The sequence below is a fragment of the Roseburia sp. OM02-15 genome (genome assembly GCF_003481835.1).
GTDB lineage: Bacteria > Bacillota > Clostridia > Lachnospirales > Lachnospiraceae > Eubacterium_I > Eubacterium_I ramulus_A.
The window spans coordinates 13086-26514 of sequence record NZ_QULX01000004.1 but is presented as its reverse complement, the minus strand read 5'-3'; the positions used below and the strand labels follow the sequence as shown (position 1 = coordinate 26514).

At 42.5% G+C, this 13429-nt stretch carries 12 protein-coding genes; 1 reads left to right on the top strand and 11 read right to left on the bottom strand.

The genetic code is table 11. The features are described 5' to 3' along the window. Nucleotides 1-14 precede the first annotated feature (14 nt). The 10 genes from DXB15_RS05005 to DXB15_RS17420 form a co-directional block, all read right to left on the bottom strand. Nucleotides 15-1445 carry a sensor histidine kinase gene (locus DXB15_RS05005; protein ID WP_118702234.1) on the bottom strand — a complete coding sequence of 477 codons (1431 nt, stop codon included), beginning with the start codon at nt 1443-1445 and terminating at the stop codon, nt 15-17. Further along, on the bottom strand, nt 1445-2149 hold the full coding sequence (locus DXB15_RS05000; protein ID WP_109214574.1) for a response regulator transcription factor: 705 nt from the start codon (nt 2147-2149) through the stop codon (nt 1445-1447). Before DXB15_RS05000 ends, DXB15_RS05005 begins: the two co-directional genes overlap by 1 nt. Before the next feature lie 9 nt (nt 2150-2158). Continuing rightward, nucleotides 2159-2779 carry a helix-hairpin-helix domain-containing protein gene (locus tag DXB15_RS04995; RefSeq protein ID WP_146190165.1) on the bottom strand — a complete coding sequence of 207 codons (621 nt, stop codon included), beginning with the start codon at nt 2777-2779 and terminating at the stop codon, nt 2159-2161. A gap of 195 nt (nt 2780-2974) precedes the next feature. After that, a complete protein-coding gene (locus DXB15_RS04990) occupies nt 2975-3412 on the bottom strand; it encodes a DMT family transporter (RefSeq protein WP_109214572.1) in 438 nt (145 codons plus the stop codon). Nucleotides 3413-3813: 401 nt separating this feature from the next. After that, on the bottom strand, nt 3814-5007 hold the full coding sequence (locus DXB15_RS04985; RefSeq protein WP_118702233.1) for an aspartate aminotransferase family protein: 1194 nt from the start codon (nt 5005-5007) through the stop codon (nt 3814-3816). Beyond that, nucleotides 5000-5899 carry an acetylglutamate kinase gene (gene argB / locus DXB15_RS04980; protein ID WP_118702232.1) on the bottom strand — a complete coding sequence of 300 codons (900 nt, stop codon included), beginning with the start codon at nt 5897-5899 and terminating at the stop codon, nt 5000-5002. Before argB ends, DXB15_RS04985 begins: the two co-directional genes overlap by 8 nt. A gap of 160 nt (nt 5900-6059) precedes the next feature. After that, entirely contained in the window at nt 6060-7283 is a 1224-nt protein-coding gene (gene argJ / locus DXB15_RS04975) for a bifunctional glutamate N-acetyltransferase/amino-acid acetyltransferase ArgJ (RefSeq protein ID WP_118702231.1), read from the bottom strand. Nucleotides 7284-7412: 129 nt separating this feature from the next. Further along, nucleotides 7413-7865, bottom strand: coding sequence for a GNAT family N-acetyltransferase (locus DXB15_RS04970; RefSeq protein ID WP_118702230.1), 453 nt, complete (start codon nt 7863-7865; stop codon nt 7413-7415). Nucleotides 7866-7889: 24 nt separating this feature from the next. Beyond that, on the bottom strand, nt 7890-8945 hold the full coding sequence (gene argC / locus DXB15_RS04965) for an N-acetyl-gamma-glutamyl-phosphate reductase (RefSeq protein WP_118702229.1): 1056 nt from the start codon (nt 8943-8945) through the stop codon (nt 7890-7892). 90 nt (nt 8946-9035) lie between these two features. Next, nucleotides 9036-9170 carry a hypothetical protein gene (locus tag DXB15_RS17420; RefSeq protein WP_256385905.1) on the bottom strand — a complete coding sequence of 45 codons (135 nt, stop codon included), beginning with the start codon at nt 9168-9170 and terminating at the stop codon, nt 9036-9038. A gap of 196 nt (nt 9171-9366) precedes the next feature. On the opposite strand from DXB15_RS17420, the gene DXB15_RS04960 reads away from it, so the two are divergent. After that, nucleotides 9367-10593, top strand: a complete 1227-nt coding sequence (locus tag DXB15_RS04960) for an argininosuccinate synthase (protein ID WP_109214570.1) — start codon at nt 9367-9369, stop codon at nt 10591-10593. A gap of 567 nt (nt 10594-11160) precedes the next feature. Here DXB15_RS04960 and DXB15_RS04955 read toward each other — a convergent pair. Then, nucleotides 11161-13398: an alpha-galactosidase gene (locus tag DXB15_RS04955; protein ID WP_118702228.1), complete on the bottom strand. Its 2238-nt coding sequence runs from the start codon at nt 13396-13398 to the stop codon at nt 11161-11163. Between the last annotated feature and the right edge of the window lie 31 nt (nt 13399-13429).

Below are 13429 nucleotides of genomic sequence, written 5' to 3'. Positions count from 1 at the left end.
ATCCCCCTTACCGGTTACCCTGCAATATAGGTGAGCGGAATACGAACCGTAAATGTCGTACCTTCGCCCTCCAGACTGTGAACCTTAATGGCGCCACGATGCATAATGATCGCATTTCGTGCAATGGCAAGTCCCAGACCGGTTCCGCCGATTTCTCTGGAATGTGATTTATCCACGCGGTAAAAACGCTCAAAAATATGTGTCTGTGCCTCTTTTGGAATACCAATGCCGTTATCTTCTACTGTTACAAAGAAATTCTGATGATCTGCGTTCAAAGTCACGTGTACCCATCCTTCTGCATTGTTGTATTTGATACCATTTTCAATGAGGTTCGACAGTGCAAGTGTCAGCTTCACCTCATCTACTTCTGCCACAACCGGGCGGAAACTTTCCATTACCAGCTCTACATTCTGCCGCTGTGCGATCGGTTTCAGCCGCTTCATAATACGTTCCAGAAGTTCATTGATGTTTACACTTTCGATATTGATATTTCCTGCCGCTTTATCCATTTTTACCAGTGACAGCAGATCGTTGATGATCTTGTTCTCACGGTCAATTTCCGCACCGATATCGGACATAAACTCCCGGTAAAGTTCCACCGGCGTATCCTCCTGACCGATCAGGGAATCTGCCAGTACTTTCATGGAAGTCAGCGGTGTCTTCAACTCATGAGACACATTTGATACAAATTCCTGACGGCTTTCATCCAGCGTCTGAAGACGGCGGAGCATTTCATCACAGGCATTCGATATTGTATCAGTTTCAGAATAAGAATGGACACTGATAAAGTCTGCCTCATAACCATCCTGGACATCTGTAATGGATTTCGTTAAACGCTTAAACGGTTTTACCAACACTCCGGATACAGCAAAGGCAACGATCACTACTGCCACGCCTGCCAAAAATTGAAGCATCAGTGCGTACTGTTTTAAAATCTGCAGCGTTGCAACAATACTGTCGGTAGACACGCTGACCAGCATCACACCAATGACATTTTTGCCGGATTCATCGTTGATCGGCAGTGTCATTTCGATATAACGGTTATCAGAATCGTATTTCTGGACGGTTTCTCCCTGATATGCCTGCATGACTTCTTCGGAAAGAATCGTTTTCTGCTCATCCAGCGCATATGTATCTTTTACAATGTGAAACGCCTGATCAATCAGCATCACCCTTCCATCATAAATGGTAGAAAGCTGTTCTAACTGCGTCGTAATATTCTGCGAGGAAGTATTTTCCAGATAATTATTTGCCACGATCTGTGTTGCCAGCAGTTTTGCCTGACTGGTAATATCTACCGTGCGGGTTTCCACAGCCCGGGATTCGTAGGCAGATAAAATGCCCGCCCGCAGCGAAAAGCCGGGGGCGATGCCAAATACGATCAATAATAGAAAAATTCGAAATTTCAGACTTTTAAAATATGAGATCACTGTTTTCAATGCCATTACCTCTGCTGATCAGAATGATAATAATAGCCGACGCCCCATTTGGTGTGAACGTATTTCGGCTCACTTGGATTGGTCTCCACTTTTTCACGCAAACGACGTACATGTACGTCTACGGTACGAAAATCTCCCTGATTCGGGTTCTGATATCCCCATACAAGGTTCAGAAGTTTTTCTCTGCTGTATACTTTCTCCGGTGTCTTTACCATCAGTTCCATCAGATCAAACTCTTTTGCAGTCAGCTTGATCTCACGTCCGCTGATAAATAACCGTCTGCTCTCGCAATCCAGTCTGACGTCTCCGTCCACAATGACATTCGGATTCGTATCTACTTCCTTCTTCGCGGTACGACGCATAATCGCTTTTAAGCGGGCTTTTACTTCCAGAATGTTAAACGGTTTCGTTATGTAATCGTCTGCACCGTATTCCAGTCCCAGAATTTTGTCCATATCATCGCCTTTTGCGGTCAGCATTACGATCGGAACGGAAGAAAATTCACGAATCTGCTGGCACACCTGAAATCCATCCAGCTTCGGCAGCATAACATCCAATAGAATGATATCATAACGGTTAGCATGCGCCATTTCCAACGCTTCCTCGCCATCATAGGCACAATCCACTTCCATACCATCCTGTTCCAGACTGAACCGGATTCCTTTCACGATTAATTTTTCATCATCTACAACCAGCACTTTCCTTGCCATTTTGTCACCTCATTGCACTGTAATATTATCTTTTAACTTATCAAATGTTCCCTGTTTGATGCCATCCACTTCCATAATTCCTTCAATCGAAGCAAAGGCACCATGTTTTTCTCTGTAAGCGATGATCTGTTCTGCTCTGGTCTGTCCAATTCCCTTTAATGTCATCAGTTCTTCCGCGGACGCTGTATTAATATTCACTTTCCCGTCGGATCGGATACCACTGTTTTGTGTGGCAGCGTCTTCCTGTGTGACAGTCTCCTCTCCCTGAAAGGGAATCCGGATCATCTGCCCGTCCGTCAGCGGTTCCGCAAGATTTACAGCTTCTGTTTTCGCTGTATCCAGCATGCCACCCGCCTGCTCCACAGCTTCATAAATTCGACTGTCAACAGACACTTCATAGACACCCGGTGTTGCCACCGCGCCGCACACATAAACGTACAAAGACTCTGACACGGGTTCCGCTTCATTGACGGAATCAGCGGAAGCCTGTTCTTTCGACGTTTGTTCCGTAACAGACAGTTCGTAAGCATCCTCGGCACCATTATCCAGAAACTGATCCGGATTTGCCCCACATGCGGTCAGCATGCAGATCATACCGATGCTCACGATCATCCTTAACCATCGTTTCAATATAGAATTCACTCCTTTACCTGTCGGCAAAGAAGGTTCCCTCAAATACCTGTAACAATTTTATCAAATATTACAAATATTACAAGCCTTGTTTTTGTTATCTAAAAAATTCTTAATAATTTCTAAACAGCAAGGCAAAAGTTTTTCGCGTTAGCAAAGCGTACTTATCTATTTCGAATTCGTACACCAGTTTTACTACTTCCGCTCCCACTGAAATATAACTACGCCTGTGATCGCAATTGCCATTCCAATCAGTTTCTGCATCGACCAGTCTGCTTTCTCCGTCCCAAACCACCCAAGCAGTTCAATGACGTACGCTGTAATCATCTGAGCAACCACGATAAACAGTACTGCCTGCGCCGGACCAAGAGTATTCATACTTTTTACAACCGTCAGTGTGATAAACGCACCGATCACACCGCCCACCAGCACATATTTCGGTTGTACTTTCCAGAGTGCTGCAAAGGAGCTTCGATCTGAAATGCCCCACGCCGCCAGGCAGACTGCCAGCGCGGTAAACTGTACCCAACTGTTTGCCACCCATAGACTGCTCTGCTTTGTTACATCGGTATTAAATACACCTTGAACACTCATTAACATTCCGGATAAAATCGCAATTAAAATTCCCACCATAAGTCCCGCTTCCTTTTTACTTTACATGATATATTTGCATAAATATTCTGCGCATTCTGGCAATACGCCAATCGCTATATCAAACGAATCGTTAGAAATAATCAAAGCGCGTTATTGATATAGTTTTTTCATTTGCGTCTGATATATTTTTATGCATGTATCTACTATCATGTCACGAAACAGATTTTTTATACTTGAGAACTTTTCCTTTCCGTTGAGAGCACGTATCCGCTTATGCACGCGTAAAAACAGACAGTCATGCTTTCCAAAAGAAAAACACAACTGTCTGCCTGATTTTTCAAGTCAAACGATTCAAATTGGACATATGTAAGACTTGGTGCATGATTCTGGTCAGCGTAAGCTGTCATATTCTTCTCAGAATCACTGCACTCTGCATTTGCTTAAAATGTAGCAAGAACCTCATCTAATTTCGCGATCATCTCATCCACATGCTCTTTTTCAATCACAAGTGGTGGAACAAAACGAACTACGTTAGAACCTGCCGTAATGATGATCAGACCTTTCTCCAGTGCTTTTGCAGCTACCTGACCAACCGGAATAGTCATTTCCAGTCCCTGCATGAGTCCCATACCACGGCGGTCTGTGATAAAGTCATATTTTGCAGCCAGTTCATCCAGCTTCTGCTCCAGATACGGTGCGATCTCATGTACATGGTTGATGATCTGATCTTTTTCAAAAATATCAAAAACTGCGCTGACAGCAGCTCCTACGAACGGGTTTCCACCGTAAGTGGTTCCATGATCACCAGGTGCCAGAGATTTATCTGCCACTTTCTGTGTCATCATAAATGCACCTACCGGCACGCCACAGCCAAGTGCTTTTGCAACGGTCATGATATCCGGCTTTACACCATAATTCTGCCACGCAAACATTGCTCCGGTACGTCCCATACCACACTGGATCTCATCCAGAATGAGTAAGATGTCTTTCTCATCACAGAGTGCACGCACACCTTTTAAGGACTCCGGATCAGCCGGATAAATACCACCTTCGCCCTGTACGGTTTCCATAATGATCGCACATGTTTTATCAGTGATCTGTGCTTTTACGCTCTCCAGATTGTTATACTCTGCAAAACGAATACCCGGGATCAGCGGCTCAAACGGCTCCTGATAATGTTTTGTTCCGGTAACAGATAACGCACCAAGACTTCTTCCGTGGAAAGAATGCTGCATTGCGATCACTTCGTGACCTGCATGTCCATCTCTGGTATAAGCATATTTTTTTGCTGCTTTTAATGCACCCTCGATAGCCTCTGTACCACTGTTGGTAAAGAAAATACGATCCATATCTGCGGCAGCCAGTGCTTTTTCAGCTGCTTCCATGGTTGGTACATTATAATATAAATTAGAAGTATGTAATAATTTATCTACCTGATTTTTCAGAGCATCATTGTACTCTTTTTTGCCATATCCAAAGGCGCAAACGGCGATACCAGCCGCAAAATCAAGATACTGTTTATTGTCTGTATCATACAGATAAACGCCCTCGCCGTGATCTAAAACAACCGGGAAACGATTGTAAGTATGAAGCAGCGCCTGCTCTGCATGGTCAATATAATTCTGTTTATTCATGGTCAAATCTTGCCTCCTCATCTCCAAGGATCGCTGTACCGATTCCTTTGTTTGTGAAAATTTCCAGTAACAGGCAGTGAGCCATACGTCCGTCTAAGATATGAACTCTGGAAACACCGTTTTCTACTGCATGGATGCAGTTATTTAATTTCGGAAGCATACCACCAACAACATAACCGCTGTCAAGCAGGTCTTTTGCTTCAGAAACTGTCAGTTCAGAAATTAGTGTAGACGGATCTTTCGGATCACGATAAACACCTTCGATGTCTGTTAAAAATGCAAGTTTTTCCGCATGAACTGCTGTTGCAATCGCACATGCCGCATCATCTGCATTAATATTATAAGTTTGATAATCATCATCCAGACCGATTGGGCATACGATTGGAAGAAAATCTTTCTCTAACAGATCAAATAAGATCTTTGGATCTACAGATTTTACATCGCCGACAAATCCAATGTCCTGTCCCTGAGATAATTTTTTCTCAACTTTCAGTAATCCGCCGTCTTTACCGCTGATGCTGACTGCCTGTACACCCAGTTTTTCTACCATAGATACCAGAGATTTTCCAACTTTTCCAAGTACCATTTCTGCAATCTCCATGGTTGCGGCATCTGTTTTTCTCAGACCGTTTACAAACTCCGGCTCCATTCCGGCTTTTGCTACCCATTTGCTGATCTCTTTTCCACCACCGTGTACGATGATCGGTTTAAATCCAACCAGTTTCAGCAGTGTTACATCCTGAATAACACGCTGTTTTAATTCTTCATCCAGCATGGCACTTCCACCGTATTTTACAACAATGATCCGGCGGTTGAAACGCTGGATATATGGTAATGCCTCAATCAGCACTTCGGCTTTCGCCCGTAATGCTTCGTATTTATCTTCGTTCATCTATCTGTCCTCCTGTAACAAATCACTTTTTTACATTTTTATGCATATCTATTTCTTATTTATCTATCAAACATCTGTCAAATCAGCCTTTCTGTTTATAACAAAAAGCTGGTTATGCACTCTCACATATTTTACTATAACAGATCAAAGTATATTTTCATTAAGAACGATAATCCGCATTGATTTTTACATAATCATAGCTCAGATCACAGCCCCATGCAGTTCCCTGTGCTTCACCAAGCTTCAGATCTGCAATAGCTGTCACTTCCGGCTCGGATAAGATCTTGGTTGCTTCTTCCTCACTATAATCAAGTGCAACACCATTTTCGATTAGTTTGATCTTACCGCCTTTGCTTTCAAAATACAGATCTACTTTATCTGGATCAAAGGTCGCTCCGGAATATCCCATGGCACAGAGGATTCTTCCCCAGTTTGCGTCATGTCCGAAAATAGCTGCTTTTGTCAGGCTTGAACAAATAACGGATTTTGCAAGTACCTGCGCCTGCTCTTTTGTCTCTGCATTGACAACAGTTACCTCAAATAATGCAGTTGCACCTTCACCGTCTCCTGCCATCATTTTTGCCAGTGTCGTGTTGACAAAATTCAGCGCCTCACAGAATGCATCATAATCTGCACCTTTTTCTGTAATCTCCGGATTTCCTGCCAGACCATTTGCCATCAGAAGCAAAGTATCGTTTGTAGAAGTATCTCCGTCAACAGAGATCATATTGAAGGTATCTTTGACATTGGCAGAAAGTGCTTCCTGTAATAATTCTTTGGAAATTGCAAGGTCTGTTGTCACAAAGGCAAGCATGGTGCACATGTTCGGATGAATCATACCGGAACCTTTGCACATACCACCGATAGTAACGGTTTTTCCGCCAACTTCAAATTCCACTGCCACTTCTTTTTCGTGTGTATCTGTGGTCATAATGGCTTTTGCTGCCGCATTTCCTGCTTTCACACCGTCTGCAAGCTTCGGTGCTAATGCCTCAACACCTGCCATAATACGGTCGATTGGAAGCTGTTTTCCAATGACACCGGTGGATGCCACGCAAACAGCACTTGCCGGAATACCAAGCACTTTTGCTGCCTGATCCGCTGTCTTCTGACAGTAATCTAAGCCTTCCTGTCCGGTGCAGGCATTAGCGATACCTGCATTAACAACAACTGCCTGTGCATATTCACTGTTTTTTACGATATCCCGATCCCAGAGTACCGGTGCCGCCTTTACAAGATTTGTTGTAAATGTTCCTGCCACACGACATGGTACCTGACTGTAAAGCATTGCCATATCGGTACGATTTTCATATTTGATTCCGGCTGCGGTGCAAGCTGCCTGGAATCCCTTTGCCGCTGTCGCGCCACCTGTAATCTGTTTCATGATCCAATCCTCCTGTAAGATACCTGTCACATATGTTTCAATGCATATCCGGTATCATTGTATCTGTTATTTTTATCTTTTTATTTCATTTCAAAGTTCATCTGAAAAATCATTTAAAAACATTGCTTTTTATTCGTTGAATTTTGTAATGTTTTCATCATTTAAAACAAAGTCATAATAATTTACATCGTCTCGCATCTTCCAGCCTTCTTCCTGCCAGAATTGATTGCCAAGTTCATTTTTCTTAAATGCGATCAGATTGACTTTGTTGATCTGTTCACTCTGTAAGGCACGCATTGCTGCAGTTGCCATCTGTTTTCCAATACCGCGGTTACGATAGGCTTCATTCACGCATACATGGTAAAAACATCCGGTTCTGCCATCATGTCCGCATAAAATCGCGCCCACCAGTTTGCCGTCAGCTTCTGCCACGATACTTGTGGTTGGATTCCGTTTCAGGAAACGTTCGGTTCCCTCTCTGGAATCATCAATGCTTCGAATGCCAAAGCCTTTGATCGTCATCCACAGTGCATATACTTCATCGTAATCTTCAATCGTCATCGGACGAATCTTTATTTCCATAAAATCCTGTTTCCTTCCATATATTTACGGGAACATTGGAACAAGATTCAATCCTTCGCTTTCATCCAGACCAAACAACAGGTTCATATTCTGAACTGCCTGTCCCGCAGCACCTTTCACAAGATTGTCAAGTGCTCCCATCATAACGATTCTTCCGGTACGCTCATCAATCTTGAAATTAACATCTACATAGTTGCTGCCCTCTACCCATTTTGTCTCAGGCACAACATCTTTTTCCAGAACACGAACAAATTTCTCATTCGCATAATATTTATCATAAGCAGCTTTCACTTCTTCATAAGCAGGAAGAGAACCGTCTGCTTTCTTCCTTAAAGTCGCATACTCTGTTGCCAGGATACCACGGTTCATCGGAACCAGATGCGGTGTGAAATTGATCACGATCTCTTTGCCGGCCGCATAACCAAGCTGCTCCTCAATTTCCGGGGTATGACGATGCGTTGCCACACCATATGCTTTCATATTTTCATTTACTTCACAGAACAGGTTTGCTACTTTCGCACCACGACCGGCTCCGGAAGTACCGGATTTTGCATCGATGATCAGTGTGTCCGGATCAATCAGTCCTTCTTTTACCAGCGGATAAGCGGTTAAAATAGAACAGGTTGTATAACATCCCGGATTTGCCACCAGACGGGCACCTTTCACTTTATCACGGTTAATCTCACACAGACCGTAAACAGCTTCCTCAATGAACTGTGGGCTCTTATGCTCGATCTTGTACCATTTTTCATAAGTAGCAACATCTTTGATACGAAAATCCGCACTCAGATCCACGATCTTTGTCTTGGACAAAATCTTCTCTGTCAGAACAGATGCTAAAAAACCCTGTGGTGTAGCGGTAAAAATCACATCTATCTGCTCACAGAGAGCTTCCATATTATCATCCAGACATGTCGCATCTACGATTTCAAACATGTTGTGATATACGGATGCATATTTCTGGTCAATGTAACTTCTTGATCCGTACCAGACAATTTCTACTTCTTTATGTCCCATCAGAATACGTACAAGCTCTGCTCCTGCATAACCTGTCGCTCCGATAATACCTGCTTTTATCATTTGCATCCTCCTTAATCTTCAACTGAACTGTTTCTTATAATAATACTTCTCGCGCAATTCGTAAAGTATTGATTTTCTGCTTTGCATATTTTATACATAAGAATGCATAATTATACATACATTCAGTTTTTTATTCATTCTGCCTTTTTCGGGTTTTTTTTGCTCTGCATCAAATAATAGCACAAGTTTTTTCAAATGAAAAGGACTTTTTACTTTTTTTGCCATTCTGTGCGTCCTGAATAAAAAGGTGTATTTTTATAAGTAAAATATGTATAAATTTACACTTGCAATCTCATTCTGATTGTAGTATGATGAATCAGGTCGAAAACAAAAGGTAAATTTGTTTTCAGAAAAATATTCAGAAGAAACGGTCTGTGACAGACAGATCTGCTTAATGATAAGAAAGAAAGGAACTATTACAATGAAAGAGAAAGTTATTTTAGCATATTCCGGCGGACTTGACACAACAGCAATCATCCCGTGGTTAAAAGAGACATACGACTATGATGTAGTATGTTGCTGTATCGACTGTGGACAGGGCAAAGAGTTAGAGGGACTTGAGGAGCGTGCTCAGTACTCAGGTGCTTCCAAATTATATATCGAAGATATCTGCGATGAATTTGCAGAGGATTACATCATTCCTTGCGTTCAGGCAGGCGCTGTATATGAGAATAAATATTTACTTGGTACTGCTATGGCTCGTCCGGGTATTGCAAAAAAATTAGTTGAGATTGCAAGAAAAGAAGGCGCTGTTGCTATTTGCCACGGTGCTACAGGAAAAGGAAACGACCAGATTCGTTTTGAGCTTTCCATCAAAGCACTTGCTCCGGATATCAAGATCATTGCTCCATGGCGTGATCCGAAGTGGACCATCGATTCCCGTGAAGGCGAAGTTGAATATTGTAAAGCACATGGCATTGATCTTCCATTCGCTATGGATCAGAGCTACAGCCGTGACTGCAACTTATGGCACATCAGCCATGAAGGACTGGAGCTGGAGAACCCGGCCAATGAGCCGAACTACGATCACCTGCTTGTATTAGGTGTTTCTCCGGAGAAAGCACCGGATGAACCGGAATACGTTACTATGACATTTGAGTCTGGTGTTCCGAAAACAGTAAACGGCAAAGAGATGAAAGTTGCTGATATCATCCGTGAGCTGAACCGTCTCGGTGGAAAACATGGTATCGGTATCATCGATATCGTTGAGAACCGTGTCGTTGGTATGAAATCCCGTGGTGTATATGAGACTCCTGGCGGAACAATCCTTCTTGAGGCTCAGAAACAGTTAGAGGAGCTGACTCTTGACCGTGCTACTATGGATGTAAAAAAAGATATGGGTAACCGCATGGCCCAGATCGTATACGAAGGAAAATGGTTCACACCGCTTCGTGAGGCAGTTCAGGCATTTGTAGAGTCCACTCAGAAATATGTAACCGGTGAAGTTAAATTCAAACTTTACAAAGGTAACATCATCAAAGCTGGTACTACTTCTCCATACTCCTTATACAGTGAGTCTCTGGCAAGCTTCACAACTGGTGACCTTTATGATCATCATGATGCAGACGGATTCATTACATTATTCGGTCTGCCGTTAAAAGTTCGTGCAATGAGAATGCAGGAACTGGCAAAAGAAAACCAGAAATAAATTTGTGCTTTGCACAAACGATAACTTCTTGAACGACAGTTCAAAAATTTCCCCCGGTAACAGAATGTTCTTATCACTCTGCTGCCGGGGCTTTTATCTCAGTCTGAGTTGAGACTCCCACTTCTGCAAATGGTGAGTAATAACAAATCTTTCTCAGTGGGAGTTCAATCTCCGACTGAGATAAAAGCTCCGCGAGGGCGCACATTGTCTGGGAGACAATGGTTTTGCGCCGACCGGAACGGAGTGTAGAGTGCAGTGATTCTGAGAAGAATATGTCAGCTTTCGCTGACCAGAATCACGCACCAAGTCTCACGTGCGTTCGACTTGAATTATCATAGAAATCAATCCTCTTTCAATGTAATGTCTGCCTTGCAAAAGAAAATTAAAGTTTATTTCTTCTCATTTGGAAACTGTTTCTGCCCCAATACATCCACTCTGCTTTTTCTGATTCTTCTCAAGAATGCATATCCCACCAGACAAGCCACAAACTCTGTTATCGGGAATGTCCACCAAATCAGTGAAACACCTGCTATTCCTTTTATTACCGTTACAGCGACAGTCTTATTTTTAGTTCGTACTCTGTTTTTCCTTTAATAAATAAATTCTGGATTCAAAATCCGTACATGGCTCTGCACCTTGCGGAACTTCTCCTGCACTCACATCCGTAGTGATCAATCCAAGGTTCATCAGTTCATCACCATAATGTTCTGTATTTGCCAGTTCATTCTCATACAGTTTATCCGGATCTAATCCCTGTAGTTTTACGCAGCTATATGGCAGATTTACACCATTCAGAACTCTGTAATAGCCAACAAGTGCTTTACTTTTGTCTTCACTGACAACCATCCAGACCGTTTCATTTCCGTCAAACGGACTTTTCAATCTGTAAAATGTACCGAACTGAAGTAATTCACGATATTCCTTCATAAATCGGATCTGTGCTTTCACTTCTTCTATCTCTGCATCAGACAACTTATTCAAATCCAGTTCATAACCAAACGTTCCAAAATACGCAACATTTGCCCTTGTATGTAACGGTGTATTACGAAAAACCTGATGATTTGGTATTACAGATACATGGCTTCCCATGCTGCTGAGCGGATAACACATGGATGTCCCATATTGTATTTTCAACCGTTCTACAGCATCTGAATCGTCACTAACCCATCCCTGCGGTGCATAATAAAGCATTCCTGGATCAAAACGCCCTCCTCCGCTTGCGCAGGACTCAAAAAGCACCTCCGGGAACGCTGAAGTCAGACGTTCGTACAGATCATAAACGCCCAAAATATAGCGATGAAAAATTTCTCCCTGCTGATCCGCCGGATATGCGATACTGTAACATTCCGTAATGCTCCGGTTCATATCCCATTTTATATAGGATATGTTTGACTCAGAAAGCAATTTTGCAATCATCCCATAAATATAATCCACAATTTCTTTTCTTGAAAAATCCAGTACATATTGATATCTTCCATGAGATACTCGTCGTCCCGGTGTCTGTAACATCCAGTCTGGATGTTTTCTATACAGATCAGAATCTTTATTCACCATTTCCGGTTCAATCCAGAGACCAAATTTCATTCCAAGTTCTTCGATTCGATCTGCAAGTCCACTGATTCCATTTGGCAGCAACTCCGGATTTGCAATCCAGTCTCCCAGTCCAGCGCGGTCGTTTCTTCTGGCACCAAACCAACCATCATCCAAAACAAATAATTCTACGCCACATTCTTTTGCTTTCCTTGCAATCGCAACCAGACGTTCTTCTGTAAAATCGAAATAAGTAGCTTCCCAGTTATTGATCAGAATCGGTCTGCATCGATCCCTCCAGTAGCCTCTGGCCAGACGTCTTCCGTAAAGCTTATGAAATGTCTGACTCATTCCATTTAATCCGTTCTCTGAATAGACCATGGCTGCTTCCGGAGTTTGGAACATTTCTCCAGCTTCCAGTTTCCAGTCAAATCCTTCCGGATTTATTCCCGCTGTTACTCTTGTCACATTGTGCGTGTCTACTTCCGCCTGAATACGGAAATTGCCACTGTAGATCAGACTGAATCCGATTGCTTCTCCCCGATATTCATTCGTATGTTTTCTCCGTAAAACCATAAATGGATTGTGTTCATGAGAAGAATTTCCGCGCCTGCTGTCAATTGCTGTGATTCCCTGTTCCAATGTTCTTTCTTTTATATAGCGTTCTCTCGCCCATGCTCCTGATAGCTGCATCCACACATAATCCTGATCTGGGAGATCCAGACTCAGACTCATTACATTTAACAGATGCACCGTTTCTGTTCCCGCATTTTTCACACAAACGCTCCGTGCAATTGCATTATACTCAGAAAAAACAGTATACAAAAGTTCCAGCAGCACTCCGGTCAATGCATCTTTCAAATAAACCCGAAGTGTCATTGCTTCTTCGTCTGATTCTGTATAAGTAGCCGGAAGCCCCTGTAATTTTACCTTTCCCGCTGTAATCTCATATCCTTCATACACAAATTCTGAGATTCGACTTCCATTTTTTTGCAATATTTCAATTGCAGGATGTCTGTAATCCGTTGTCCCGTATACCGGATATTCCTGCCTGATATGCTCCAGAGAAAAATTCCGGTCATCCTCATATATATACGAAGTCATGGGACGCTGACATTCTTCGACCAGATAAGAAAAATCTGCCTTATCATGAATTCTTTTTCCAAAATAAAGGTGTCCCATATGTCCGTTTTTTAATACGCACATAATGTAACTTATTTTGTCATTATATAAATGAAATGTTTTTGTTTCTTTGTGAAATACAATATTTCTCATAAATGTCTCCTCCAACAGATGCTACCAAATA